Below are 26,644 nucleotides of genomic sequence, written 5' to 3' on the forward strand. Positions count from 1 at the left end.
GCGGCTGCGCCCGGTCATCAACTTCCGCACCCACCGCAAGATCCTGGTGTGCGACGGCAAGGTGGGCTTCACGGGCGGCGTCAACGTGACCGACGAAGAGAACGCGCGTGTCATGCCCGATGCCTACCACGACGTGCACCTGCGCCTGGAGGGCGCCATCGTCAACTGGCTGCAGACCGTGTTCCTCGAGGACTGGGCCTACGCCCTCGAAAAGGACCCCAAGAGCGAGCCCGCCGACATCGACCTGCTGCTGCCGGACGCGCCCGAGGGCCCGCTGCCCGTGCAGATCATCACCTCCGGCCCCGACAACGGCCTGCAGGCCATCTACCGCGCCCATCTTGCGGCCATCAACGCGGCCGAGGAGCGTGTCTGGCTGACAACGCCGTACTTCGTTCCCACGGAGGCCGCGCTGGCCGCGCTCACCAATGCCTCGCTGCGCGGCGTGGATGTGCAGCTGCTGGTGCCGCGCCGCTCCGATTCGGCCCTGGTCACGGCGGCCGCGCGCTCCTACTACGACGAACTGATCCGCTGCGGCGTGCGCGTCTACGAATACAAGGCGCGCATGCTGCACTCCAAGACGCTGGTGGTGGACGGCAGCATCTCCATCATCGGCACGGCCAACTTCGACTACCGCAGCTTCTTCCTGAACTACGAAGTCTGCGCCATCGCCTACGGGCCCCAGCTCAATGGCGACCTGGCGCGCCAGTTCGAGCTGGACCTGGAGCAGGCGCAGCGCGTGCATTTCAAGCGCGACCTGGGCTTCGCACTGCGCCTGTTCGACTCCGGCGCGCGCCTTTGCTCACCCTTGCTGTGATGTCCGGACGCACTTTTTTCGCAGGCATACTCGCCCGATGGCCCATACCTTCTTCTGGCACGACTACGAGACCTTCGGCGCCCAGCCGCGCTATGACCGGCCCGCGCAATTCGCGGGCATCCGCACCGATGCGGAACTCAATGAAATCGGCGAGCCCGTCATGTGGTATTGCCAGCCGGCAGGCGACTACCTGCCCGATCCGCAGTCCTGCCTGATCACCGGCATCACGCCCCAGCAATGCCTGGAGCAGGGCATGCCCGAGGCCCAGTTCGCCGCCCGCATCGAGGCGGAACTGGCCCAGGCCGGCACCGTGGGCGTGGGCTACAACACCATCCGTTTTGACGACGAGATCACGCGCTTCATGTTCTGGCGCAACCTCATCGACCCCTATGCGCGCGAATGGCAAAACGGCTGCGGGCGCTGGGACCTGCTCGACGTGGTGCGCATGGTCTATGCGTTGCGCCCCGAAGGCATTGTCTGGCCGAAAAAGGAGGATGGATCTCCAAGCTTCAAGCTCGAGGACCTGGCCCGCGCCAACGGCCTGCTGCACGAGAAGGCGCACGATGCCCTGTCCGACGTGCGTGCCACCATCGGGCTGGCCCGGCTGATCCGCAAGGTCCAGCCCAGATTGTTCGACTTCGCCTTCTCGCTGCACAAGAAGGACCGTGTGCTGCAGGAAATGGGCCTGCCGGCCGAGCCGACGCATGCCAGGCCCTTCCTGCACGTCAGCGGCATGATCCGGCCCGAGCGCGGCTGCATCGCCGTCATGTGGCCGCTGGCCACGCACCCCACCAACAAGAACGAGATCATCTGCTGGGATCTGGCGCAGGACCCGTCCGAGCTGGCCTCCATCGACGTGGAAACGCTGCGCCTGCGCCTGTTCTCGCGCGCGGCCGACCTGCCCGAAGGCATGCAGCGCCTGCCTATCAAGAGCATCCACGTCAACAAGTCGCCCATGGTGGTCGGCAGCCTCAAGACGCTGAGCCCGGCCATGGCCGCGCAATGGGGCATCGATGTGGAGCAGTGCATGGGCCATGCGGCCATTGCACGGGACCTGCCCGACATGAGCGCGCTGTGGCGTGCCGTTCACCAGCGCCCTGCGCAGGAAGGGCTGGATGCCGACCAGGACCTGTACGGCGGCTTTGTGGGCAACGAGGACCGGCGCCGCCTGAGCCACCTGCGCAGCCTGTCCGCGCAGGAGCTGGCGCTGGACCGCACGGGCTTCGACGATGCACGCCTGACCGAACTGCTGTTCCGCTACCGCGCCCGCAATTTCCCCGCCAGCCTGAACCCGGCCGAGCGCCAGCGCTGGCTGCAGCACTGCGCGGCCTGCCTGATCGAAGGAAAGGGCGGCGCACGCACGGCCGAGCAGATGTTTGCCATGGTCGATCAGCTATCGGAAACTGCCGACGAGCGCGGCGAGGAGATCCTGGGGGCGCTGTATGACTATGCCGAGGCGATCATGCCGGAACTTTAGTTCCCCCTGAGCCGCTGCGCGGCTTCTCCCGAGAGGTGCGACACCCTCGCGGCGGGGCGAGGCGGGGCGGCCGGCGTAGGCACTTGCTCGGTCTTCCTCGCCTTGGACCGCGTCGGCTTCAGGCGCGGCGCCCATTTGTGCCTTCAGCCAAAGAACTTGTAGCAGACCACGATGGCCGCCACCACGCCGGCCAGTTCGGCGATGAGGGCGCAGGGAACGGCGTGGCGGGCACGCTGTATGCCCACGGCGCCGAAGTAGACGGCCAGGACGTAGAAGGTGGTTTCGGTGCTGCCCTGGATGGTGGCGGCCACCAGGGCGGCGAAGCTGTCCACGCCCTGGGTCTGCATGGTCTCGATCAGCATGGCGCGCGCCGCGCTGCCCGAGAAGGGTTTGACCAGGGCCGTGGGCAGGGCGTCCACGAAGCGGGCGTCCATGCCCATGGCATCGACCACCCAGCGTATGCCCGACAGCGCATACTCCAGCGCGCCCGATGCGCGGAACACGCCCACGGCGCAGAGCATGGCCACCAGGTAGGGCAGCAGGCCCTTGGCCACGTCAAAGCCTTCCTTGGCGCCCTCGATGAAGCTGTCGTAGACCGCGACCTTGCGCCAGGCGCCCAGGGTGACGAACAGCACGATCAGGGCAAACAGCGTCAGGTTGCCCAGCAGCGATGACAGCTGGGCCAGTGCGGCCGCCGACAGCGTGGCCAGAAAGGCCATGAAGCCCGCCAGCGCCAGGCCCAGCGGCAGCAGATAGCCCAGAACCACGGGGCTCCACAGCGGCAGCCTCTGCACGGCGGCCACGGCCAGCAGGCCGACCAGGGTCGAGGCCGAGGTGGCCAGCAAGATCGGCAGAAAGACCAGGGTGGGATCGGGCGCACCCTGCTGCATGCGGTACATGAAGATGGTCACGGGCAGCAAGGTCAGCGACGACGCATTGAGCACCAGGAACAGGATCTGCGCATTGGTGGCGGTGTCGGGCCGGGGATTGAGCTCCTGCAGCGAGCGCATGGCCTTCAGGCCCATGGGCGTGGCCGCGTTGTCCAGTCCCAGCCCGTTGGCCGCGAAGTTCAGCGTGATCAGGCCCAGGGCCGGATGGCCGCGCGGCACCTCGGGCATGAGCCTGGCGAACAACGGGCCCAGCACGCGCGCCAGCCACTCCACCACGCCGGCCTTCTCTGCGATGCGCAGAAAGCCCAGCCACAGCGTCAGCGTGCCGAACAGCAGCACCATGACCTCGACCGACAGCCTGGCCATGGCAAACAGCGCCTGCACCATGGCCGAGAAAATCCCGGCCTGGCCGCCGACCAGCCATTGGGCCAGCGCAGCCACGGCCGCCACCAGAAAAAAGCCCAGCCACAAGGCATTCAGCATGGATTCCCGTCCCTCACGAGGCAATTGCAAGCCGCCATTGTGGGGCCAGCCGCAGGGCTTACGGGCCAGGGCGGCAGGGCATTGACAGGGCTCCGTTATCCTCGCGGCCCCGTGGTCCGAGGACCGCACCATTGCTGCAAAGGATTCCATGCCCCAGGTGATAGGACAGGTGAGCGTCGCCGTGCGCGACTATGACGAGGCGCTGCGCTTTTATGTGGGCGCGCTGGGCTTCGTGCTGATCGAGGACACCGCCCTGTCCGAGGGCAAGCGCTGGGTCACCGTGGCTCCCGGTGGCGGCGGTGTGCGCCTGCTGCTGGCCCGCGCCACGAATGAGGAACAGGCCGCGCGCGTGGGCAACCAGACGGGCGGGCGCGTGTTCCTGTTCCTGCAGACCGACGACTGCCTGCGCGACTTCGAAGCCTACCGCTCGCGCGGCGTGCGCTTTGTGCAGGAACCCCAGCGCAAGCCCCACGGCACCGTGGCCGTGTTCGAAGACCTCTACGGCAATCTGTGGGATCTCATCGAGTTGCATCCGGCGCGCTGAGGGCCTAAGGCGCGCTGCTTCAGCGGCTGGCCACGATGAACAGCCTGGGGAAGGGCAGCAGCACCGTGCCATCGTCCAGCGCGGGGTAGGCCTGGGAGATGGCCTGCAGATACGCTGCGTAGAAGCCGGCCTTTTGCTCCTCGTCCAGCGGCGCGACGAAGGGACGCAGCGCCGATCCCTTGAACCACTCAACCACCGCGGCATGGCCGCGCGCCAGCGGGTGGAAGTAGGTGGTGCGCCAGACATCGACGTTGCTGCAGTGCGGGCGAAGCAGGGCGTAGTAGAAGTCCGCGCTGTGCCGTGCGGGGTGGCGCACATCGCCAATCGTGGCAGCCCAGGGGCCGCTGGCGGCCACTTCGCGTGCCAGCCGGTGGGCCGGTTCTTCCAGGTTGTCCGGCGTCTGCACGGCCAGGCTGCCACCGGGGGCCAGGTGGCTGACGAGGCGCGGGTAAAGCTGCTGGTGGTCGGGCAGCCACTGCAGCGAGGCATTGGCCAGGATCACGTCCTGCGGCTGGTCGGGCTGCCAGGTGGCGATGTCGGCCAGGGAGAAGGCCGTGCCCGGCAGCCGCTTGCGTGCGGCATCCAGCATGTCCTCGGAATTGTCCAGTCCCGTCACGGTGGCCCCGGGGAAGCGCTGGGCCAGGACCTCGGTGGAGTTGCCGGGGCCGCAGCCCAGGTCCACGGCCAGCCGCACGGCGCGGCCAGGCAGATCGGGAATGGCGGCCACCAGGTCGCGCACGGGGCGCGTGCGCTCCTGCTCGAACGTTGTGTACTGCTTTGCGGACCAGGTCATCGTGTTGCCTTTCAGGTAGGTGTGTTTGTGGGGCGCGAGCGTAAATCCGTCCATCCATGATTGCAAATGCCACAATTGAAGTCTTCCCATACCTTGAAAGTATTGATGTGCCCGAGCTTCGCCAACTGCGCGCCTTTGTCGCCATCGCCGAGGAAGGCCACATCACCCGCGCGGCCGAGCGCCTGGGCATGCAGCAGCCGCCGCTGACGCGGTTGCTGCAGGGCCTGGAGCACGAATTGGGCGTGGAGCTGGTGCAGCGCCTGCCGCGCGGCGTGCGGCCCACGGCGGCGGGGCTGGCGCTGCTGGAAGAGTCCAAGGCGCTGCTGGAGCGCTGTGACGTGCTGGCCGAGGTGGTGCGCCGTGCCGCCCGGGGCGAGACGGGCCGGCTGGCCGTGGGCTTCACCAGCTCTGCCGCGCTGCATCCCTTTGTCCCGGGCGTGCTGCGCATGTTCCGCCAGCAGGTGCCCGGCGTGGCCGTGGCACTGGAGGAGGCGGGCACGGGTGAACTCATGGATGCATTGCTGCACGAGCGGCTGGACGCGGCCTTTGTGCGCTCGCCCCTGCATGGCAGCCAGGGGCTGCAGGCCGTGCCGATTCTGGAAGAGCCCATGCTGCTGGCCCTGCCGGCAGGGCATGCGCTGGCACGCCCATTGCGCCGGCCCGTGCCTTTGCCGCAGCTCGCCTCGGAGGATTTCGTGCTGTACCGGCGCAGGGTGGGGCAGGGCCTGTACGACGCCATTCTCAAGGCCTGCCTGGAGGCCGGTTTCAGCCCGCGCGTGGTGCAGGAGGCGCCGCGCATGACGGCGACGCTGAGCCTGGTCTCGGCAGGGCTGGGGCTGTCCATCGTGCCGGCCTCCATGCAGCGCCTGCGCAGCGACGGCATTGCCTACCGCACGCTGTCGCAATGCCCGGGGCTGGCCGCTCCGCTGCATCTGGCCACGCGCGTGGGCGATGCGTCTGCGGTGCTGCGCAGGTTCCAGGACCTGGTTGCCATGGCGGCCGTGGCGGAGTCCTGAAGGTGCGGACTATGGTGACCGGGTTGCTGCGCGTGCGGCAGCGCGAGGACCGCCGCGCTGCCTGACCACGGTGCGCGCGCATTCCACCAGCTTGTGGATCAGCGGCAGGCGTGCCGAAGAGCGCAGCCACATCACACCGAAGCGCCGCGACTGCGATTCCTCGGGCAGGGCCAGCCGCACCACGCCCTGGCCATCGGGCAGGTTCAGCGCCGTGTCGGGCACCAGGGAGACGCCCAGGCCCCTGTCCACCATCATGGCAATCGCCACCAGCGAGCTCAGTTCAAAGCGCTCCTGGGGAGAGATCTGCGCGGCGCGCAGGTAGCGCTCCACCATCTGGCCGCCGCCCAAGCTGCGGTCATAGCGGATCAGCGGCTGGGTGCGCAGCAGCGTGTGCGGGTCCAGGTGCGCCAGCTGGCGCGGCACCAGCAGCACCAGCGGCTCCTCGCGCAGCAGTGTCCAGTCGAAGGTCTTGGCCAGGGCGAACGAGGGGTGCAGGCAGACCGCCGCATCCAGCTCGCCCTGCCGCACGGCCTCGTACAGCTCGCGCGTGGTAGCCGACCGCAGGAACACCTTGGCGTCAGGGCACTTCTTCACGAAGCCGGCCAGGATGTCGGGCAGCAGGCTGTGCAGCGCCGTGTTGATGGTGCCTATGACCAGTTCCCCGGCCGTGCCTTCCTGGCTGACATGGGTCTTGGCATTGGCCAGTTCGCGCAGCAACTGCGGCGCGGATTGGGCCAGGCGGTGGCCGGCCGGGGTGGGCAGCACGGTGCGGCCTGCGCGGGCCAGCAGGGGGGCGTCGAACTCGCGCTCCAGGATGCGGATCTGCTGGGCCACGGCGGCGGCCGTGATGTCCAGGCGCCGCGCGGCCTCGGCCATGGAGCCGGTCTCCACCACGAGCAGGAAGCTGTGCAGGTAGCTGGTTTCCATAAACAAAGAATTTGTGTGGTTTGAACAAATATTACCTGTGTTTCTCTTGGCTTTCTGCCGCCCACAATGCGGGCCATGAGAAGCAAACTGTTTGTTCCCGCATCGCGTCCCGAGCTGTTCGCCAAGGCACTGGCCGGCGAGGCCGACGCGCTGTCCTTCGACCTGGAGGACGCGGTGGCCGAAGCCCGCAAGGACGAGGCGCGCGGCCTGCTGCGCAGCTTTCTGCTCAGCCCTGAAAGCCGGGGCCACGGCAAGACGCTCATCGTGCGCGTCAACGCCATGGACACGCCGCATTTCGGCGCTGACATCGCCGAGATGGTGCGCGACGGCGTGCACCTCATCAACCTGCCCAAGCCCGAGACCGTGCAGCAGGTGCGTGAGGCCGCACAGCGCATTGCCGATGCGGCAGATGCCAACGGCGTGCCCCAGGCGCCTGGCCTGCTGCTCAACATCGAAACACCCCGCGCCCTGCGCTGCGCTGCCGAACTGGCCGGCGCCCACGCCAGCGTGGCCGGCCTGCAGATGGGGCTGGGCGACCTGTTCGAGCCCTTTGGCGTGAACCGGCGCGAGCCCGCCGCCATTGCCCAGGTGCTGCTTGCCGTGCGCATGGCCGCTGCCGAGGCAGGCATCTATGCCTATGACGGCGCCTTTGCCGACATCCGCGACAGCGACGGCTTCAGCGCCGAGGCGCGGCTGTCGCGCGGCCTGGGCTTTCTGGGCAAGACGTGCATACACCCCAGCCAGGTCGCGCTGGCCAATGCGGTCTACCAGCCGACCGAGCAGGAGATTTCCCACTCGCTGAAGGTGGTCCAGGCGGCCCGTGAGGCTGACGCCAATGCGCTGGGCGCCTATGTGGTGGACGGAAAGATGGTGGACAAGCCCTTTGTGCTGCGTGCCCAGGCCATAGTGGCTGCGGCGCATGCACAGGGGCTGCTGGTGGCCTGAATAGGGTTCTGGCATTCCGGTGTACCGGCGTCCTGCATGCCGTGCACCACAACGACAAGAAACAGGACAGGAGACAAAGACATGAGCATTTCGCATTGCCGCACGCGGCGCAGGCTGGTGGCGCTGGCGGCCACGGCAACGGTGGCCACGCTGACCGGGCTGGCTTCGCCGGGATTGATGGCGCAGGGCGCCTTCCCGTCCAAGGCCATCACCATGGTGGTTCCCTATCCGCCGGGAGGCTCCAATGATGTGTTCGCACGCCAGGTGGCCAAGGAAATGGGCGATCTGCTCAAGCAGACCGTGATCGTGGACAACCGGCCCGGTGCCAGCGGCAACACCGGCACGGCCTCGGTGGCCAAGGCGGCGGCGGACGGCTACACGCTGGTGGCGGTGTCGTCGAGCATGACCACGAATGCCGCGGTGCAGGCCAAGATGCCCTTCGATCCCGTCAAGGACCTGGCGCCCGTGGCCATGTTTGCCAAGGGCCCGCTGGTGGTGGCCGTGAACAACGAATTCCCGGCCAGGACGCCGCAGGATCTGGTGCGCGCCATCAAGGCCAGCCCGGGCCAGTTCAACTACGCCACCTCGGGCACCGGCAGCATCAACCACTTCGCGACCGAGATGATGCGCTCCATGGTGCCGGGCATGGACATCATGCATGTGCCCTACAAGGGCCAGGGTCCGGCCGTGACCGATGTCATCGGCAACCAGGTGCAGATGCTGGTCTCCAGCGGCCCGTCCATCCTGCCCATGGTGCGCAACGGCAAGCTGCGCGCCATCGGCATCACCAGCCTCAAGCCCAGCCCCATTGCGCCGGACCTGACGCCCATGGCAACGGCCATCCCGGGCTACGAATTCGATCTGTGGTGGGGGCTGCTGGCGCCTGCGGGCACGCCCGCCGACATCGTGGACCGCCTCAACCAGGCCGTGAACCAGGTGCTGGCCAAGCCGACCATCCAGGCCAGCTTCCTGCGCGAAGGCGCCATTGCCAACCCCGTGACGCCGCAGCAGTTCGCACAAGTGATCCGCAGCGACGTGGCGCGCTGGAAGCAGCTCGCCAAGGACCGCAATATCCAGGCCGATTGAACCCGGCCTTTGGCGGGAGGCGCCCCAGGCCTTCCCGCCTCCCTATCAGGAGAGACGAATGAGTTTTGTGCCCGGTGAACGCCAGGGGCCGAAAGGCCCGCTCAGCGGCGTGCGCGTGCTGGACCTGAGCGCCTATATCGCGGGGCCGTATGGCTGCTCGCTGCTGGCGGACCAGGGCGCCGAGGTGATCAAGGTCGAGCCGCCCGTGGGCGACAACCTGCGCAAGTACCCGTCCACGCTGGAGGCCGAAAGCCGCGCCTTCCTGGGCGTGAACCGCAGCAAGTGGGGCATGGTGCTGGACCTGAAGGACGAGGCCGACCACGCCGTGCTGCTGCGCCTGGTGCGCGAGGCCGATGTGCTGGTCCACAACTTCCGGCCCGGCGTGCCCGAGCGGCTGGGCATCGGTTTTGCGCAGTTGGCCGCCATCAACCCACGCCTCGTCTATTGCAGCGTCACCGGCTACGGCAGCCGGGGTCCGCTCAAGGCCAAGGCGGGTTACGACCAGGTGCTGCAGACCATGACCGGGATGTGCGCCATGCAGGGCAAGGCTGGCGGGCCGCCCGAGATTCTCTACGGCTCCGTGGTGGACTACTACGCCTCGGCCCTGGTGGCGGGCGGCGTGTCGTCGGCGCTGTACGAGCGCGAGAAAAGCGGGCTGGGCCAGCATGTGGGCGTGTCGCTGCTGCGCGCGGCGCTGACCATGCAGTCCGCACGCATGGTCTGGGCCGAGGGCGAGCCGCGCGAGGTGGGGCGCGACATGCGCTCCGGCGGCATCACGGGCATCCACCCGACGCGCGAAGGTTATCTCTACATCTCGGCCAATACCGCGCATTTCTGGGAGGCGCTGTGCCGCAAGCTGGGGCTGCCCGAGCTGGCCGGTGACGAGCGCTACGACTCCGTGCGCAAGCGCGCCCAGCACCGCGACGTGCTGGTGCCCCTGCTGCGCCAGGCATTGGCGGGGCGCAGCGCGCTGGAATGGGAGGCCTTGTTCGGCGAGGAAGTGCCCTGCGCGGCGGCGCGCACGGTGGAAGACATGTTCGACGACCCGCAGGTGCAGGCCGAAGGCATGGTCACCCGTTTCGAGCATCCGACCCTGGGCAGCTACCGGGGCTTTGCCGGCGCCGTGGAGTTCGACCGCACGCCCGGCCCGCCGGCCTTTGCCGCGCCCACGCTGGGCCAGCATACCGAGGCGCTGAAGGCCGCCGCGCAAGAGAGCCTCTGATGCACGCACTGCCCGCTGGAGCCTGCGACGCCCATCTGCATGTCTTCGATCCGCGCTTTCATACGCGTTTTGATACGCGTTTTGGTGCCCATGCCACGGCTGCCGACTATGCGCAGCTGCGCGGCGCCATGGGGCTGGAGCGCGCCGTCATCGTCCAGCCGCGTGCGCATGGCACGGACAACCGGGCCACGCTGCACGCCATCCAGTCGCTGGGCGCTGCAAGCACGCGTGGCATTGCCGTAGTGCACCCCGAGAGCACCGACGCCCAGCTGCAGGCGCTGCATGACGGCGGCATTCGCGGCATCCGCTTTTCGCTGCACACCGAGCACGATGCAGCCGTGCGGCTGGACATGCTGGAGCCGTTGGCCGAGCGCATTGCCCCGCTGGGCTGGCATGTGCAGCTGCACTGGCTGGCCAACCAGATCGCGGCCCATGCGGCGCTGCTGCAGCGGCTGCCATGCACCCTGGTGTTCGACCACATGGCGCGGCTGGCTGACAGCACTGACGGCGCAGGCGTGCACCAGCCCGCCTTCGGTGTGGTCCGTGGGCTGGTGCAGCAGGGCAGGGCCTGGGTCAAGCTCTCGGGCCCGTATCTGAACAGCCGGGCGGGCCTGGCCGCAGGCTATGCCGATTGCGACGCGCTGGCGCAGGCCTGGGTGGCCGAGGCCCCGCAGCGCCTGGTCTGGGGCAGCGAATGGCCCCATGTCACCGAAGCTGCCCATCCGCCGCAGACCCCCATGCTGCTGGCGCTGCTGTCACGCTGGATTCCCGATGCGGCGCTGCGCGCCCGCGTGCTGGTGGACAACGCCGCCGAGCTGTACGGATTCGATTGAGGGCGCGGGGCACGCAAGCCTCGCAGCCCAGGTTTTCACCATGGAGCAACAGGAGACAGAAACGTGAAGAAGATCAAGACATTGCGGCCCGCCATGACGGTGCTGGCCTTGGGGCTGGGACTGGGACTGGGACTTTTCCAGGGCACGCTGCATGCGGCCGACTATCCGGCCGCGCAGGCCATCACGGTCGTCGTGCCGTTCTCGGCCGGCGGCGGTGCGGACAATGCGGCGCGCATCATCGCCAAGGCGCTGGGCGAGGTCTCGGGCCAGACCGTGGTGGTGGACAACAAGGCCGGCGCCAGCGGCGCCATTGGTGCCGCCCTCGTGGCGCGCGCCAAGGCCGACGGCTATACGGTGCTGTATGACGCATCGTCCTTCGCCATCAACCCCGCGTTGCGCAAGCTGCCCTATGACCCGGCCAAGGATTTCATTGCGGTGTCCCAGGCCATCAGCGTGCCCAACATCCTCGTGGCAGCGCCATCCTCGCCCTACAACAGCCTGGCCGACTTCATGAATGCCGCGCGGCAAAAGCCCGGCAGGCTCACCTATGCCTCCTACGGCCCGGGTAGCCTGGCCCAGATGGCGACGGAACTGCTCAAGGCAGACGCCAAGTTCGATGCCGTCCACGTTCCCTACAAGGGCGGGGCGCCCGCCATCGTCGATGTCATGGGCGGCCAGGTCGATGTGTACTTTGCCAACGCCGCCTCCAGCATCAACTATGTCAAGGGCGGCAAGCTCAAGGCGCTGGCCGTGTCCTCGGCCAAGCGCATGCCGGACCTGCCCGACGTGCCCACGGTGGCGGAAAGCGGCATCAAGGGCTTCGAGGTCACGGAGTGGAACGGTTTCTTCCTGCCCGCAGGCGCCGCGCCCGAGACCGTGCAGAAGCTGCAGGACCTGGTGCAAAAGGCCCTGGCCCTGCCGGCCACGCGCGCCAGCCTGGAGAAACTGGGCCTGACGCCCGTGGGCAGCTCCTCCGCCGCCTTCACGGGCTTCGTGGCCGCCGAGCGCAAGCGCTGGGATGCCGTGGTCAAGGCCAACGGCATCACCGTGCAGTGAGCCGCCGCGCGTGACGGGACTCAGGGCGTGGCGGTGACGCGCAGCAACTGCCCGCCCTGGGCGTCCGTCAGCAGGTAAAGCCAGCCGTCCGGTCCCTGGCGCACATCGCGCACGCGCTGGCCCAGGCGCGGCAGCACCTGCTCGCTGGCCGTCACCTTCCCAGACCTGATCGTCAGGCGCTCCAGCCGCTGGAACTTGAGCGAGCCCACGACCAGCGATCCCTTCCATTGCGCCCCATACCGGTCACTGGTCACAAAGGCCATGCCTGAGGGGGCGATCGACGGCACCCAGTAGTGCAGCGGCTGCTCCATGCCCTCCTTGCGCGTGATGCCGGCGCCGATCTTGCCGCCGCCATAGTTCTCGCCGTAGGTGATCACGGGCCAGCCGTAGTTCTTGCCGGGCTCGGGCCGGTTGACCTCGTCGCCGCCCTGCGGGCCGTGCTCATGCATCCACAGGCTGCCATCGGGCGCCAGCGCCGCGCCCTGGGCGTTGCGGTGGCCGTAGCTCCAGATCTCGGGCCAGGCATCCGCGCGGCCGACAAAGGGGTTGTCCCTGGGTACGCTGCCGTCCTTGGCAATGCGCACGATCTTGCCCAGGTGGCTTTGCAGGTTCTGGGCCTCTTCCTTGTAGCGCGAGCGCTCGCCCAGCGCCAGGAACAGCGTGCCATCGCTCTTGCCGTCCACCCTGCGCTCCACGATGCGGCAGCCGAAATGCAATGCGCTCGCGTACCTGGGGCGCTGCGAGAACAGCACTTTCACCTGCTCCAGCCGGCTGGCATCGTCGGACAGCCGGGCGCTGGCCAGCGCCGTGCTGTTCTTGCCGCTGTCGGCGCCGCTGCCGGGCTCGGAGTAGCAGAAGTACAGCTGGCGGTTGCGCGCGAAGTCGCTGTCCAGCACCACGTCCAGCAGGCCGCCCTGGCCTGCGGCCTCCACGGCCGGAAGGCCCGCCAGGGGAGCGCCCAGCCTTCCGTCGCCCTGCACGATGCGCATGCGGCCCGGCCGCTCGGTCACCAGGTAGCGCCCATCCGGCAGGAAAGCCATGGCCCAGGGGTGCTCCAGGCCTTCGGCGACGATTTCTGTGGAGAGGTTGGGGCTGGCGGCCCACAGTGCGCCGGACAGGCCCAGGGTGCTGATGGCGAGGGCGGCGGATAGGGATGGCGGCATGCCGATGCTCCTGTGATGAGGGGACAAGACGGGAAGCCGGATGCACCGCCGTTGACGTCGGCGGCGGTGCAGCGCAGGCAGGGGGCTTCGCACAAGCCAGCATCATGCACGACGCCACCAGAGCCTGCGGCGACCTGTCAACCACTGCGCAAAAAGCCCGCGCAGCCACTTGCGCGGGTGTATAAACAGCGCTCTTTCGGCGCCGGGCCGGGTCCCTGCGGGGGCGGGCGGCGGCGCCTCCTACCCACCAGAGAATCCGCAAGGGAAAAGCAGCCATGGGCGCGCAATGGAAAGCAAAGGGCAAGGCGCTGGTCGCCGACGCCAAGGGAAAGCTGTTTGGCAAGCTTGTCAAGGAAATCATCGTCGCGGCGCGCGCCGGCGCCGATCCGGCAGGCAACTCGCGCCTGCGCATGGCGGTGGAAGCCGCACGCAAGGCCTCCATGCCCAAGGACACGCTCGAGCGTGCCATCAAGAAGGGCTCGGGCGTGGGTGCCGATGCCGTCAACTACGAGCGCGTGGTCTATGAAGGCTACGGCCCCAACCGCGTGCCGGTGATGATCGAGTGCCTGACCGACAACGTGAACCGCACGGCGCCCAACATGCGTGTGTGCTTTCGCAAGGGCCAGATGACGGCCGTGGCCTGGGACTTCGACCATGTGGGCATGATCGAAGGCGAGCCCGAAGGCGGCGCCGATGCCGAACTGGCCGCCATCGAGGCCGGTGCACAGGACTTCGAGCCCGGCGAGGAAGAGGGCACGACGCTGTTCATCACCGACCCCACCGACCTCGATACCGTGAGCAAGGCGCTGCCGGCCCAGGGCTTCAAGGTGCTGTCGGCCAAGCTGGGCTACAAGGCCAAGACGCCGGTCAGCATGGCCAGCCTGTCGGCTGAGCAGCAGGAGGAAGTGCAGGACTTCCTGGCCGGCATCGAGAACGACGATGACGTGCAGAACGTCTACGCGGGCCTGGTGGATTGATGACGCTATCCCCGCTGCCAAGCAAAAAAGCCGCACATCGTGCGGCTTTTTTGTGGGTGCAGGCGCCCAGCGCCCGGCGGCTCACTTGGTGCCGAAGATTCGGTCGCCCGCATCGCCCAGGCCCGGCAGGATGTAGCCGTGGGCGTCCAGCTGGCGGTCCACGGCGGCCGTGTAGATGTCCACGTCGGGATGGGCCTTCTGCATGGTGGCCACGCCTTCGGGCGCGGCCAGCAGGCACATGAACTTGATGGACTTCGGATTCAGCTGCTTCAGGCGCGCCACGGCGGCGGCGGCCGAATTGCCCGTGGCCAGCATGGGATCGACGACCAGCACGTCGCGCTCTTCCATCTCGGAGGGCATCTTGAAGTAGTACTCGACGGGCTGCAGCGTCTCGGGGTCGCGGTACAGGCCGATGTGGCCAATGCGCGCGCCGGGCACGACGTTGAGCATGCCGTCGAGGAAACCGTTGCCGGCGCGCAGGATGGACACCAGCACCAGCTTCTTGCCGTCGATGACCTTGCCGGTCATGGTCTCCAGCGGGGTCTCGATCTCGATGTCCTGCAGCGGCATGTCGCGCGTGATCTCGTAGGCCATCAGCGTGGACAGCTCGCCCAGCATGCGGCGGAAGCTGTTGGTGCTGGCTTCCTTGCGGCGCATCAGCGTGAGCTTGTGTTGGACCAGCGGGTGGTCGATCAGGTGCAGAGTACTCATGGTTTTCTTCTGGAAAAAAGGGCGCCGGTATTTTGGGGCCGGCGCCAGGGGTCGGTTCAGTCGTGCAGAAAGCGCGCGTAGCGCGCCAGGTCCACATTGCCGCCGCTGATGAGAATGCCCACGCGTGCGCCCGACAGCGCAACCCCGCCATGCAGGGCGCCCGCCAGCGAGAGCGCACCCGTGGGTTCGACCACGATTTTCTTGCGTTCCGCGTAAAAGCGCATGGCCTGCACCAGATGCTCGTCCGCCACGGCCAGGATATCTTCGACATGCTCGCGGATGATGGCGAATGTGATATCGCCGATGGACTGGGTCTGCGCGCCGTCGGCAATGGTGTGGGGCGTGGGGATCTGCACGATCCGGCCTGCGCGCAGCGACTGGCGGGCATCGTCGCCGGCCTGGGGCTCGACGCCGTAGACCTTGCAGCGCGGGGAGAGCTGTCCGGCTGCCAGCAGGCTGCCCGACAGCAGGCCGCCGCCGCCCAGGCAGACGAACAGGTAGTCCAGATCGGGCACCTCCTCGAACAATTCCTTGGCCGCCGTGCCCTGGCCGGCAATCACGTCGCGGTGGTTGAACGGCGGGATCAGCGTCATGCCGCGCTCGTCGGCCAGGCGCCGGGAGATGGCTTCGCGGTCCTCGGTGAAGCGGTCATAGGTCACCACCTGGGCGCCGTAGGAGCGGGTGGCCGCCATCTTGGAGGCAGGCGCATCCTCGGGCATGACGATGAGCGCGGGCATGTCCAGCATCTGCGCGGCCAGTGCCACGGCCTGGGCATGGTTGCCCGAAGAGAAGGCCAGGGCGCCGCGCTTGCGCTGCTCGGGCGTGAACTGCGACAGCGCGTTGTAGGCGCCGCGTATCTTGAAGGCACCCGTGCGCTGCAGGTTCTCGCACTTGAAGAACAGCTGGGCGCCCAGCAGCTCGTCGGCGGTGCGGCTGCGCAGTATGGGGGTGCGGTGGGCCACGCCCTCCAGCCGGCCGGCTGCGGCGGCAACGTCGTCATAGGTGGGCAGCGAGGGAGGGCTGTTCGTCGTCATGGCGTGCGGTTCCGCAAAGTGGATGGAGGCGGTTTCGATCATAGCCGCATGCGCAGGCTTTCAGCGCCCTGAAATGCGCCAGCCGTTGCATGGCAACGGCTGGGTGCTATGGTGTTTGATGCGGCGCAGTGCCGGTGCGCCAGCGCTTCAGCGCTTCTTGTTGCCCAGGATGCCGCCGAGCACGCCGCGCAGGATTTCCTTGCCCAGCGAATTGCCCATGGTGCGCATGGTGGACTTGGCCATGGTCTGAACCAGGCCGTCGTGCTTGCCTCCGCGCGGGCCTGTGGTGCCGAACAGAAGGTCCTTGAGCCCGTCCATCATGGCGCCGCCGCCTTCGCTGGCGGCGGGTGCGGCTCCGGCAGGGCCTGCCGGCGAGGCCCCGTCGCCGGATGCTGCCGTGCGTCCGCGCAGCACTTCGTAGGCCGATTCGCGGTCCACCGCCTTTTCATAGACACCTGCCACCAGCGATTGCGCCAGCAAGACCTTGCGCTGCTCCTCGCTGATCGGACCGATCTGGCTGCCCGGTGGAATGACATAGGCGCGTTCGGTGATGCCGGGGCGGCCCTTTTCATCGAGGAAGCTCACCAGGGCCTCGCCCACGGCCAGCTCCGTGATGGCGGCCTCGATGTCCAGCCCCGGCTTGGGCCGCATCGTGGTGGCCGTGGCCTTGACGGCCTTCTGGTCGCGCGGCGTGAAGGCGCGCAGCGCATGCTGCACGCGATTGCCCAGTTGGGCCAGCACGGTGTCGGGCACGTCCATCGGGTTTTGCGTGACGAAATACACGCCCACGCCCTTGGAGCGCACCAGGCGCACCACCAGCTCGATGCGTTCGAGCAGCACCTTGGGCGCATCGTTGAACAGCAGGTGGGCCTCGTCGAAGAAGAAGACCAGCTTGGGCTTGTCGGGGTCGCCGATCTCGGGCAGGCGCTCGAACAGCTCGGACAGCATCCACAGCAGGAAGGTGGAGTACAGGCGCGGGGAATTCATCAGCTTCTCGGCCGCCAGGATGTTGACCACGCCCTTGCCGCCCGCATCGGTCTGCATCAGGTCGTTGATGTCGAGCATGGGCTCGCCAAAGAATTTGTCGCCGCCCTGCGACTCGATGGCCACCAGCCCGCGCTGTATGGCCCCCACGCTGGCGGCACTGATGTTGCCGTACTCGGTGGTGAACTGCTTGGCGTTGTCGCCCACGTGCTGGAGCATGGACCGCAGGTCCTTGAGGTCCAGCAGCAGCAGTCCGTTGTCGTCGGCAATCTTGAAGACCAGGTTGAGCACGCCCATCTGCGTGTCGTTCAGGGCCAGCATGCGCCCGATCAGCAGCGGCCCCATGTCCGAAACCGTGGCGCGCACCGGATGGCCCAGCTCGCCGAACACGTCCCACAGCGTGGTGGGGCAGGCCAGGGGCTGAGGAATCTCGATGCCGCGCTCCTGCAGCGAAGCCGCCATCTTGGCGCCGGTGCTGCCGCTTTGGCTGATGCCCGACAGGTCGCCCTTGATGTCGGCCATGAACACCGGCACGCCGATTTCGGAGAAGCCTTCCGCCATTTTCTGCAGCGTCACGGTCTTTCCGGTGCCCGTGGCGCCGGTGATCAGGCCATGTCGATTGGCCAGTGCGGGCAGCAGCAGGCATTCTGTGGCAGAGTGGCGGGCGATCAGAAGTGGAGCGGCCATTTCGGGTTTCCTCGGGGGAGCATGCGGTCAAAAGTAAAATCCCAGCCGCAAGGTTAAATCAATATCAAAGGACAGCCTGTGGCAGGACACAGTAAATGGGCCAATATCCAGCACCGCAAAGGCCGCCAGGACGAAAAGCGCGGCAAGGTCTGGACTCGCATCATCCGTGAAATCATGGTGGCGGCACGCACGGGAGGGGGCGATCTCAGCGCCAACCCGCGCCTGCGCCTGGCGGTGGAAAAGGCCAAGGCGGCCAACATGCCGGCCGACAACATCAAGCGCAACATCGACAAGGCCACGGGCAATCTCGAAGGCGTGACCTACGAGGAAATCCGCTACGAAGGCTACGGCATTGGCGGCGCGGCGATCATCGTGGACACCATGACCGACAATCGCGTGCGCACTGTGGCGGATGTGCGTCATGCCTTCAGCAAGTACGGTGGCAACATGGGCACGGAGGGTTCCGTGTCCTTCCAGTTCAAGCATGTCGGACAACTGATCTTTGCTCCCGGAAGCGACGAGGACCAGATCATGGAAGTGGCGCTGGAGGCCGGTGCCGAGGACGTGATCACCGATGATGAGGGGGCCATCGAGGTGCTGACCGCACCCGCCGAGTTCGAAACCGTGCGCGACGCGCTGCAGGCCAAGGGCCTGACGCCGGAGGTGGCTGAAGTCACCATGCGCCCGGAAAACACCATCGCCCTGCAAGGCGATGACGCAGCCCGCATGCAAAAGCTGCTGGACATGATCGAAGACCTGGATGACGTACAGGACGTCTACCACAACGCTGAACTATGAAAATTCTTGTGATTGGTGGCGGAGGCCGCGAGCACGCCCTGGCGTGGAAACTGGCTGAATCGCCGAAATCGACCAAGGTCTATGTGGCCCCCGGCAACGGTGGCACGGGCCTGGCCGGCGGCAAGGTGGAGAACCTCAACATCACCGACCCGCAGGCGCTGCGCGAGTGGGCGCAGGCCGAGAAGGTCGCGCTGACCGTGGTGGGCCCCGAGGCGCCTTTGGCGGCCGGCGTGGTCGATGAGTTCCGTGCCCATGGCCTGCGCATCTTCGGCCCCTCCAAGGCGGCCGCCCAGCTGGAAAGCTCCAAGGCCTTCTCCAAGGACTTCATGGCGCGCCACGGCATCCCCACGGCGCTCTACGAGACTTTCACCGATCCGGTTGCTGCCCACGCCTATGTGGATCGCCTGGGTGCGCCTATCGTGGTCAAGGCCGACGGCCTGGCCGCAGGCAAGGGCGTGGTCGTTGCGACCACGCTGCAGGAAGCCCACGACGCCGTGGACTTCATGCTCGTGGACAACAAGTACGGCGTGGCCCACAACGACGGCGGCGCCCGCGTGGTGATCGAGGAATTCCTCGCCGGCGAGGAAGCCAGCTTCATCGTGCTGTGCGACGGCAAGAACGTCCTGGCCCTGGCGACCAGCCAGGACCACAAGCGCCTGAAGGACGGCGACCAGGGCCCGAACACGGGTGGCATGGGCGCCTACTCGCCCGCGCCCGTGGTCACGGCCGACGTGCATGCCCGCGCCATGCGCGAGATCATCCTGCCGACCATCCGCGGCATGGAAAAGGACGGCATTCCCTACACCGGCTTCCTGTATGCGGGCCTGATGATCGATGCATCCGGCCATCCCAAGACGCTGGAGTTCAACTGCCGCATGGGCGACCCCGAGACCCAGCCCATCATGATGCGTCTCAAGAGCGATCTGGTGGACGTCATGCTGGCGGCCACCGATGCCAAGCTCGACCAGGTCGAGCTGCAATGGGACCGCCGCACGGCGCTGGGCGTGGTCATGGCCGCAGCAGGCTACCCCGAGGACCCGCGCAAGGGCGATGCCATCAGCGGGCTGCCGCAGGACGCCGCCGATGCCATGGTCTTCCATGCCGGCACCCAGCTCAAGGACGGTGTGCCCGTCACCAGCGGTGGCCGCGTACTGTGCGTCACCGTGCTGGCCGACAGCGTCAAGCAGGCCCAGCAAAAGGTCTATGACGTGGCGCGTGGCATCCATTTCGATGGTGCCCAGTACCGCCGCGACATCGGCTTCCGTGCCGTGAAGAACTGAGTCCATGGCAGAGCAATCGACCGGGCAGGCGCTGCCCGTGGCCCTGGTGCGCGAGTACCTGACGGGCCTGCAGGCCCGCATCACGCAGGCGCTGGAACAGGTGGAAGGCGAGGGCGGTGCACGCTTTCTGTCCGACGCCTGGAGCAAGGGCCCCGGCGAGCGCCTGCAGGGCGATGGCATCACCCGCATCATGGAAGGCGGCCGCGTGTTCGAGCGCGCGGGCTGTGGCTTCTCGCATGTGCGCGGGCCGCAGCTGCCGCCCTCGGCCACGCAGCACCGGCCTGAGCTGGCCGGTGCGCCGTTCGAGGCCATGGGCGTGTCCCTGGTCTTCCATCCGCGCAATCCTTTTGTGCCTACGGTGCACATGAATGTGCGAATGATTGCAGCCGGCTCAGGTGCGGCCGGCTCAGGTTCGGCCGGCTCAGGTGCGGCAGGGCAGCCGGGCAACGAACCCACCTGCTGGTTCGGCGGCGGCATGGACCTGACGCCGGTCTACGGCTTCGAGGAAGATGCACAGCACTTTCACCGCGTCTGCCGGGATGCGCTGGCGCCTTTTGGCGACACGCTCTACCCGCGCTTCAAGACCTGGTGCGACGAGTACTTCCGCCTGAAGCACCGCAACGAGCAGCGCGGCATCGGCGGCATCTTCTTCGACGACTTCTCGGAACTGGGCCAGGCGCGCAGTTTCGACATGCTGCGCTCGGTGGGCGATGCCTTTCTGGAGTCCTACCTTCCCATCGTCGAGCGCCGCCAGGCCATGGACTACGGGCAGCAGCAGGTCGATTTCCAGCGCTACCGCCGCGGCCGCTATGTGGAGTTCAACCTGGTCTGGGACCGGGGCACGCACTTCGGCCTGCAGTCCGGCGGGCGCACGGAGTCCATCTTGCTGTCCATGCCACCGCATGCGAGCTGGAGCTACCAGCGCGAGGACGCGCCCGGCACCCCCGAGCGCGCTTTGCTGGAGCAATTCCTGGTGCCTCGCGACTGGCTTTGAGCCCGAAAGCCACCATCCCGAGCGGCGTGGCGAAATCCGCGCGTGCAAGGGAATAGGCGGCAAAACTATAATTTCAATAGCTTGAGGCGCAGCGTTGGCTGCGTTCTCCACTTTCTTCGGCGCGAAATCTTCCGGCGATCTGTGGGCGAACTCCATGCATTTTGGAGCGCCGCTACAGCCCAGCCCTCTACGGGCCGCACGGCGCTCGCGCTATATTGATCCCATTCCTATTCCATTGATCACCGCCTGATGACCACTTCCACCAAATCGGATTCCGCAGCCAAGCGCGACGTGACCAAGCTGCAACGCGCCATTGTTGACGGCCTCGAAAACGTCAAGGCCCAAGACATCCAGGTCTTCAATACCGAAAAGCTCTCGCCGCTGTTCGAGCGCGTGATCGTGGCTGCGGGCACCTCCAACCGCCAGACCAAGGCGCTGGCCTCCAGCGTGCGCGACGCCGTCAAGCAGGCCGGGTTCCCCGTGCCGCGCCAGGAAGGCGAAGAAAACGGCGAGTGGATCATCGTGGACTGCGGCCAGGCCGTGGTCCATGTCATGCAGCCGGCCATCCGCCAGTACTACCGCCTGGAAGAGATCTGGGGCGAGACGCCTGTGCGCCTGAAGCTGGGCGCTCCCAAGCCCACGCGCTCGGCTGCCACCGACAAGGCGGAAGAAAAGGCCAAGAAGGCTGCAACCAAGAAGGCGGCGGCAACCGCTGCCAAGCCTGCAGCCAAGAAGGCCGCTTCTGGCGCAGCCTCCGCCGCCGCCAAGAAGCCCGCTGCCAAGAAGGCGGCCCCTGCCAAGGCCGCTGCACCCCGTTCCGCAGCGGCAAAGCCGGCTGCCGCAAAGTCGGCTGCTGTGAAGTCGGCCGCAGCCAAGTCGCCGGCCGGCAAGACGGCGGCGCCCAAGGCCATCAAGACCGTGGTGGTCAACCGCGCCCCCGCCAAGGCCAAGGCTGGCGCCGCTGCCAAGCCTGTCGCCAAGCCGGCAGCCAAGCGCGCTCCCCGCGCCAAGGCCTGAGCGGTTCAGGGCTGACGCTGCATGAAGCTGTTGATCGTGGCCGTGGGCCAGCATGTGCCCGACTGGGCGCAGACAGCCTACGACGACTACGCCAAGCGTTTTCCTCCGGAACTCAAGGTGGAGCTCAAGGCCGTCAAGACGGAGCCACGCGGCTCCAAGACGGTCGAGACCCTGTACGCGGCCGAGCGCAAGCGCATCGAGGCCGCCATTCCGCGCGGCACGCGCATCGTGGTGCTCGATGAGCGCGGCACCAATCTGACGACCAAAGCCCTGGCCCAGCGCCTGCAGGGCTGGCAGCTGGAGGGCGATGACGTGGCCCTCATCATCGGAGGCCCGGACGGTCTGGACCCCGCCTTCAGGCAGGCCGCACACGAGCGCATACGCCTGTCGGACCTGACCCTGCCGCATGCCATGGTGCGGGTGCTCCTTATCGAGCAGCTGTACCGTGCCTGGTCGGTCAACGCCGGCCATCCCTACCACCGGGAATAGCGGCAGCGGCGGTGTCATGCGGATCGGAAGATCTCGTGATACTATGATTTTGATAGCCTTCGGCGCTTTGATACAAAGGGCTGAAGGCATTTCTCATTTTCATCATGCCGCCCTTCATCTACCTAGCCTCCCAAAGCCCCCGCCGCCGCCAACTGCTGGAGCAGCTGGGCGTGGCCCATGAGCTTTTGCTGCCCAATGCGGATGGCGACATCGCCGAAGATGCCGAGGCCATGGAAGCCGAGCTGGCCGGCGAGGCAGCGCGCGACTACGTGCAGCGCGTGACCGCACTCAAGCTCGACGCTGCCGTGGCCCGCCACGCGCGCCGTGCGCTGGCTGCCGCTCCCGTGCTCTGCTCGGACACCACGGTGGCGCTCGACGGCCGCATTCTGGGCAAGCCCGCCGATGCCGACGATGCACGCCGCATGCTGACGGGGCTTGCGGGCCGAGAGCATGAGGTGCTGACGGCCGTGGCCATACAGCATGGCGCGCGGCGCCTGGCTGCGCTGTCGGTCTCCCGGGTTCGCTTTGCGGCCATGAGCGCTCAGCAGATCGATGCCTACGTGGCCTCGGGCGAGCCCATGGGCAAGGCCGGTGCCTATGGCATACAGGGCCGTGCGGCGGCCCATGTGCAGTGGCTGCAAGGCAGCTACTCGGGCATCATGGGCCTGCCGCTGTTCGAGACGGCGGCGCTGTTGCGCGAGCTGGGCTGGGCGCTGTAGGCCAGCTCCCCGACCTGGGCCCCGAGGGGCGTGCAGGCAGGCGCGCACGGCCGACGGCAGCGCGCGGCACGGCAAGATGTCTGCCGGGCCGCTCCGGCCGAGAAATACAAACGACAAAGCACACCACAGGCACAGCATGCAGCAAGACATTCTGATCAATTGGTCGCCACAGGAAACGCGCGTGGCCATCATCGAGAACGGCGCCGTCCAGGAACTGCACATGGAGCGCCCGCTGGAGCGCGGCCTGGTCGGCAACGTGTACCTGGGCAAGGTCTCGCGTGTGCTGCCGGGCATGCAGTCGGCCTTCATCGACATCGGCCTGGAGCGCGCGGCCTTCCTGCACGTGGCCGATGTCTGGCAGCGGCAGGAAGGGGGCGAGGCCCCCATGTTCGCGCGCAAGGACATGCCTGTCGTGCCCATCGAAAAGCAGGTTTTCGAGGGCCAGACCATCATGGTGCAGGTCATCAAGGATCCGATCGGCACCAAGGGCGCGCGCCTGTCCACGCAGATCAGCATTGCGGGACGCCTGCTGGTGCTGCTGCCGCAGGACGACCACATCGGCATCTCGCAGAAAATCCCGCAGGGCGAGCGCGACGCGCTGCGCGCCCGGCTGCAGGGCCTGGTCGGCACCAAGGAAACCGGCGGGGGCGGCGGCTTCATCCTGCGCACCAATGGCGAGGACTCCAGCGACGCCGAGCTGGCCGACGACATCCGCTACCTGCGCAAGACCTGGAGCCGCATCAAGGAGGCCTCGGTGCGCCTGCCGCCCATGTCGCTGCTGCACCAGGACCTGAACCTGCTGCAGCGCGTGCTGCGCGATCTGGTGGGCGAAGGCACCCAGAGCATCCGCATCGACTCCAAGGAGCAGTTCGCCCTGCTCATGACCTTCGGGCAGGAGTACATGCCGGCGGCCGTGCCCAAGCTGCAGCATTACCGCGGCGAGCGGCCCATCTTCGATCTGTTCGCCATCGACGAGGAAATCGCCCGCGCGCTGGGCCGGCGGGTGGACCTCAAGTCGGGCGGCTACTTGATCGTGGACCAGACCGAGGCGCTGACCACGGTGGACGTCAATACCGGCGGCTACGTGGGCGCGCGCAACTTCGACGACACCATCTTCAAGACCAACCTGGAAGCCGCCCACCAGATCGCGCGCCAGCTGCGCCTGCGCAACCTGGGCGGCATCATCATCGTGGATTTCATCGACATGGTGCGCGACGACCACCAGGCCGAGGTGCTGTCCGAATTCAAGCGCCAGCTCGGGCGCGACCGGGTCAAGACCATGGCAGGTGGCTTCTCGCAGCTGGGCCTGGTGGAGATGACGCGCAAGCGCACGCGCGAATCGCTGGCCCACATGCTGTGCGAATCCTGCCCGGTCTGCCAGGGCAAGGGCCATGTGAAGACCGTGCGCAGCGTCTGCTACGAGGTGCTGCGCGAAATCCTGCGCGAGGCGCGCCAGTTCAACCCGCGCGAGTTCCGCATCGTGGCCTCGCCCAAGGTGGTCGAGATGTTCCTGGACGAGGAAAGCCAGCACCTGGCCGGCCTGTCCGACTTCATCAAGAAACCCATCTCGCTGCAGGCCGAGACCGCCATGGCACAGGAGCAGTACGACATCGTGCTGCTGTGAACCGGTATTTATCTTGCCAATTCATTATCAATAGCGATTCGGCATCTTTCGCGCCAATGGGTTCATATGAATCGATTTGCGCGTTGCTATGGATTGTCGATTCCCGATAATTAACTTTGTCTCGGCATTTTTGATACCGTTTGTTGCAATCAGTGCCTCAGCAACTGAAAGGGCGACAAATGGGAATCGACTCCACCATTGTGCGTGCTGCCATACACCCGGGAATTGGTGTGGCGCGTATTGGCAATAGCCCGGATGAGTACTATGTCGGCCCCGAGCTGATGCATGTGCCGCCCATGGCGCCGGGCAGCCTGCGTGATGCGCAGGGCGCGCTCAAGCGCCAGGCTGCGCGCTTTCGCATCTACGGCTACAACGCCGCAGGCGAGGTGGTGCGTGAACTCACGGCCGACCAGGACGAAATCGAATGGGAAGTCGAACTGGCCAATACCAAGGCCGCCTGGTATCAATTCCAATTGGCGCTGGACGTGCCTGAAGCCGCAGCGGCCGATCCCACGATTTTGCGCAATGCCACGGTGAAGGACCGGAAAAGCCTGGCCATTCGGCCCGGAGCCCGCCGAATTGCCAAAGGCTCGGCCCCGGTGGCATTCGATAGCGGCAGTTTCTGCGGCAAGCCGGTGTATCTGGGCGAATTGCGCATTGAAAAGACGGGCCAGCTTCTCGTGCTGGGAGGCCGGGGCGTCTCTGCCTCCGTGGATGGCTCCAAGGCCACCACGTTTGCGAACAACGAGGGCTGGCATGACGATGTGGCCGATGGCCCGGTGCGCGCGAAGGTCGTCGTGGCCGGCGTTTCCGTGCCGGTGGATGCGGCATGGGTCACGGTTGCGCCGCCCAACTACGGCCCGCAGATGAAGTCGGTGCGCACCATGAAGGACCTGATGGAGGATGTTTTCATCCGCTCGGGCATGGCTGCGTTTCCGCTGCAGGTCTCCTTCAGCCGGCACATCCTGCCCATACTCCAGCGCCAGAGCAGCCTGCAGTGGGCGAACAAGGGCTTTGCCGCCCAGTTCGGCTGGGGTGCCGCCGCCAGTGCGGATGACGAGGCGTGGATCGCCAGGCTCAACAGCCCGGGCACGACCTGGGCCGAGCTGCGCCAGCAGGTGGCCAATGCCTTCCGGCGCTTTGACCGGGACGGCGCATCCCCCCAGCCCTGGCCCTGGCTGTATGGCGACGCCATGGCCGTGCCGCCGGCCGACACGCCGCGCCAGCATGCGGCGCTGACGGCCACGCAGCTGAGGATGCTGGACCTGTGGGCCGCAGGCCACTTTCTCTCCGACTGGACGCCCGGCCAGAAGTACCCGGCCCAGCTGTCCGATGTGCCGCTGCAGGAGCAGCCCACCATGCTCGACCATGCCGCCATGGACGACTGCCTGGCCGATGCCTTTCACCCGGGTTGCGAGATCACCTGGCCCATGCGCCACGCCAGCATGTACCGGGCGCCATTTCGCATCCGCGAGGCGGCCGAGAACCCGCCCGAGCTGCAGCTCTACGGCTCGCGGCTCACCCCCGCCGTGGCGCTGTCCGAGAGCGGGCCGCTGTATGCGCAGGTGGCCGGCGACCTCACGCGCTGGATGGCCGTTCCCTGGCAGACCGACACCGCCAGCTGCCGCAGCGGCTACTACGCCGGCTACGGCCCGCGCTACGACCCCTACCTGCCCACGTTCTGGCCGGCCCGCGTGCCCAATCAGGTGCTGACGCAGGAGGCCTATGAAAAGGTCATTGATACCGAGCTGCCGCGCGAGCAGCGTGTCGCCGCCTTCAACCGGCGCGAGTCGTGGTTCCGCACGCTGGGCGAGGGAGGCTATGAGAGCGAGATCAACCGCATGATCAGCCACTTCGGTGACATGGGCGTCATCGAGAATCGGCCGGGCCCGCGTGGCGACAAGGACTTCCCGCCGGTGATGCAGGTGGAAAACCGCATCGCCCCGGCGCCGTCGCACATGCTCAAGACTGCCGTGCAACCGGCCGGGCAGGAAGCGCCTCCCCGCATCGAGCCCTTCGATGCAGACAACGAAGAGCAGCTGCGCGCCCTGACGCAGCGCGGCCCGGTGCTGCCGCGCTGA

At 67.2% G+C, this 26,644-nt stretch carries 25 protein-coding genes; 18 read left to right on the forward strand and 7 right to left on the reverse strand.

Annotation, left to right across the window (positions count from 1 at the left end):
• On the forward strand, window positions 1-814 hold an 814-nt coding region (locus L995_RS20905), incomplete at its 5' end, for a phospholipase D-like domain-containing protein (RefSeq protein WP_047473452.1).
• 37 nt (window positions 815-851) lie between these two features.
• Complete coding sequence (gene sbcB / locus L995_RS20910; RefSeq protein WP_047473455.1) at window positions 852-2,291, forward strand: exodeoxyribonuclease I; 1,440 nt, start codon at window positions 852-854, stop codon at window positions 2,289-2,291.
• A gap of 143 nt (window positions 2,292-2,434) precedes the next feature.
• Here sbcB and L995_RS20915 read toward each other — a convergent pair whose 3' ends face one another.
• Complete coding sequence (locus tag L995_RS20915) at window positions 2,435-3,664, reverse strand: nucleoside recognition domain-containing protein (protein ID WP_017404792.1); 1,230 nt, start codon at window positions 3,662-3,664, stop codon at window positions 2,435-2,437.
• A gap of 148 nt (window positions 3,665-3,812) precedes the next feature.
• Here L995_RS20915 and L995_RS20920 point away from each other — a divergent pair, with 148 nt between their 5' ends.
• The gene (locus L995_RS20920; protein ID WP_047473457.1) at window positions 3,813-4,208 is read left to right on the forward strand and encodes a VOC family protein; all 396 of its coding nucleotides are present in this window, start codon (window positions 3,813-3,815) and stop codon (window positions 4,206-4,208) included.
• Window positions 4,209-4,227: 19 nt separating this feature from the next.
• Here the strand turns inward: L995_RS20920 and tam are convergent, their stop codons facing one another.
• Window positions 4,228-5,001: a trans-aconitate 2-methyltransferase gene (gene tam, locus L995_RS20925; RefSeq protein ID WP_197065169.1), complete on the reverse strand. Its 774-nt coding sequence runs from the start codon at window positions 4,999-5,001 to the stop codon at window positions 4,228-4,230.
• Window positions 5,002-5,108: 107 nt separating this feature from the next.
• Here tam and L995_RS20930 point away from each other — a divergent pair, with 107 nt between their 5' ends.
• On the forward strand, window positions 5,109-6,017 hold the full coding sequence (locus L995_RS20930) for a LysR family transcriptional regulator (RefSeq protein ID WP_197065170.1): 909 nt from the start codon (window positions 5,109-5,111) through the stop codon (window positions 6,015-6,017).
• Window positions 6,018-6,026: 9 nt separating this feature from the next.
• Here L995_RS20930 and L995_RS20935 read toward each other — a convergent pair whose 3' ends face one another.
• Window positions 6,027-6,944 carry a LysR family transcriptional regulator gene (locus L995_RS20935; protein WP_047473461.1) on the reverse strand — a complete coding sequence of 306 codons (918 nt, stop codon included), beginning with the start codon at window positions 6,942-6,944 and terminating at the stop codon, window positions 6,027-6,029.
• A 75-nt stretch (window positions 6,945-7,019) separates the two neighbouring features.
• On the opposite strand from L995_RS20935, the gene L995_RS20940 reads away from it, so the two are divergent.
• The 5 genes from L995_RS20940 to L995_RS20960 all read left to right on the forward strand — a co-directional run bounded on the left by L995_RS20940 (window position 7,020) and on the right by L995_RS20960 (window position 12,086).
• Entirely contained in the window at window positions 7,020-7,889 is an 870-nt protein-coding gene (locus L995_RS20940; protein WP_047327733.1) for an HpcH/HpaI aldolase/citrate lyase family protein, read from the forward strand.
• A gap of 81 nt (window positions 7,890-7,970) precedes the next feature.
• Complete coding sequence (locus L995_RS20945) at window positions 7,971-8,975, forward strand: tripartite tricarboxylate transporter substrate binding protein (RefSeq protein ID WP_047473463.1); 1,005 nt, start codon at window positions 7,971-7,973, stop codon at window positions 8,973-8,975.
• Between the two features lie 58 nt (window positions 8,976-9,033).
• Complete coding sequence (locus L995_RS20950; RefSeq protein ID WP_047473465.1) at window positions 9,034-10,197, forward strand: CoA transferase; 1,164 nt, start codon at window positions 9,034-9,036, stop codon at window positions 10,195-10,197.
• The gene (locus L995_RS20955) at window positions 10,197-11,030 is read left to right on the forward strand and encodes an amidohydrolase family protein (protein WP_047473466.1); all 834 of its coding nucleotides are present in this window, start codon (window positions 10,197-10,199) and stop codon (window positions 11,028-11,030) included. Before L995_RS20950 ends, L995_RS20955 begins: the two co-directional genes overlap by 1 nt.
• A 63-nt stretch (window positions 11,031-11,093) precedes the next feature.
• A complete protein-coding gene (locus L995_RS20960) occupies window positions 11,094-12,086 on the forward strand; it encodes a tripartite tricarboxylate transporter substrate binding protein (protein WP_016453538.1) in 993 nt (330 codons plus the stop codon).
• 20 nt (window positions 12,087-12,106) lie between these two features.
• Here L995_RS20960 and L995_RS20965 read toward each other — a convergent pair whose 3' ends face one another.
• Complete coding sequence (locus L995_RS20965) at window positions 12,107-13,249, reverse strand: PQQ-dependent sugar dehydrogenase (protein WP_046239341.1); 1,143 nt, start codon at window positions 13,247-13,249, stop codon at window positions 12,107-12,109.
• 275 nt (window positions 13,250-13,524) lie between these two features.
• On the opposite strand from L995_RS20965, the gene L995_RS20970 reads away from it, so the two are divergent.
• A complete protein-coding gene (locus L995_RS20970) occupies window positions 13,525-14,226 on the forward strand; it encodes a YebC/PmpR family DNA-binding transcriptional regulator (RefSeq protein WP_016446881.1) in 702 nt (233 codons plus the stop codon).
• A gap of 81 nt (window positions 14,227-14,307) precedes the next feature.
• Here L995_RS20970 and upp read toward each other — a convergent pair whose 3' ends face one another.
• The 3 genes from upp to L995_RS20985 form a co-directional block, all read right to left on the reverse strand.
• On the reverse strand, window positions 14,308-14,937 hold the full coding sequence (gene upp / locus L995_RS20975) for a uracil phosphoribosyltransferase (RefSeq protein ID WP_012205354.1): 630 nt from the start codon (window positions 14,935-14,937) through the stop codon (window positions 14,308-14,310).
• Between the two features lie 56 nt (window positions 14,938-14,993).
• The gene (locus L995_RS20980) at window positions 14,994-15,971 is read right to left on the reverse strand and encodes a threo-3-hydroxy-L-aspartate ammonia-lyase (RefSeq protein WP_026062217.1); all 978 of its coding nucleotides are present in this window, start codon (window positions 15,969-15,971) and stop codon (window positions 14,994-14,996) included.
• A 147-nt stretch (window positions 15,972-16,118) separates the two neighbouring features.
• Window positions 16,119-17,642: a helicase HerA-like domain-containing protein gene (locus tag L995_RS20985; RefSeq protein ID WP_016446883.1), complete on the reverse strand. Its 1,524-nt coding sequence runs from the start codon at window positions 17,640-17,642 to the stop codon at window positions 16,119-16,121.
• Between the two features lie 78 nt (window positions 17,643-17,720).
• Here L995_RS20985 and L995_RS20990 point away from each other — a divergent pair, with 78 nt between their 5' ends.
• The 8 genes from L995_RS20990 to L995_RS21025 all read left to right on the forward strand — a co-directional run bounded on the left by L995_RS20990 (window position 17,721) and on the right by L995_RS21025 (window position 26,644).
• Window positions 17,721-18,440, forward strand: a complete 720-nt coding sequence (locus tag L995_RS20990; RefSeq protein WP_012205357.1) for a YebC/PmpR family DNA-binding transcriptional regulator — start codon at window positions 17,721-17,723, stop codon at window positions 18,438-18,440.
• Window positions 18,437-19,720: a phosphoribosylamine--glycine ligase gene (gene purD / locus L995_RS20995; protein ID WP_012205358.1), complete on the forward strand. Its 1,284-nt coding sequence runs from the start codon at window positions 18,437-18,439 to the stop codon at window positions 19,718-19,720. The genes L995_RS20990 and purD overlap by 4 nt, the downstream gene beginning before the upstream one ends.
• Before the next feature lie 4 nt (window positions 19,721-19,724).
• Window positions 19,725-20,714 carry an oxygen-dependent coproporphyrinogen oxidase gene (gene hemF / locus L995_RS21000; RefSeq protein ID WP_052195843.1) on the forward strand — a complete coding sequence of 330 codons (990 nt, stop codon included), beginning with the start codon at window positions 19,725-19,727 and terminating at the stop codon, window positions 20,712-20,714.
• Between the two features lie 249 nt (window positions 20,715-20,963).
• Entirely contained in the window at window positions 20,964-21,731 is a 768-nt protein-coding gene (rsfS, locus tag L995_RS21005; RefSeq protein WP_016446885.1) for a ribosome silencing factor, read from the forward strand.
• Between the two features lie 21 nt (window positions 21,732-21,752).
• A complete protein-coding gene (gene rlmH, locus L995_RS21010) occupies window positions 21,753-22,220 on the forward strand; it encodes a 23S rRNA (pseudouridine(1915)-N(3))-methyltransferase RlmH (RefSeq protein ID WP_012205361.1) in 468 nt (155 codons plus the stop codon).
• A 104-nt stretch (window positions 22,221-22,324) separates the two neighbouring features.
• Complete coding sequence (locus L995_RS21015; RefSeq protein WP_047218151.1) at window positions 22,325-22,939, forward strand: Maf family protein; 615 nt, start codon at window positions 22,325-22,327, stop codon at window positions 22,937-22,939.
• A 136-nt stretch (window positions 22,940-23,075) separates the two neighbouring features.
• On the forward strand, window positions 23,076-24,563 hold the full coding sequence (gene rng / locus L995_RS21020) for a ribonuclease G (RefSeq protein ID WP_016453532.1): 1,488 nt from the start codon (window positions 23,076-23,078) through the stop codon (window positions 24,561-24,563).
• 179 nt (window positions 24,564-24,742) lie between these two features.
• Window positions 24,743-26,644, forward strand: a complete 1,902-nt coding sequence (locus L995_RS21025) for a LodA/GoxA family CTQ-dependent oxidase (RefSeq protein WP_047473468.1) — start codon at window positions 24,743-24,745, stop codon at window positions 26,642-26,644.

The sequence above is a fragment of the Delftia sp. ZNC0008 genome, from assembly GCF_000799035.1.
In the GTDB taxonomy this organism is placed as follows: Bacteria; Pseudomonadota; Gammaproteobacteria; order Burkholderiales; family Burkholderiaceae_C; genus Comamonas; species Comamonas tsuruhatensis.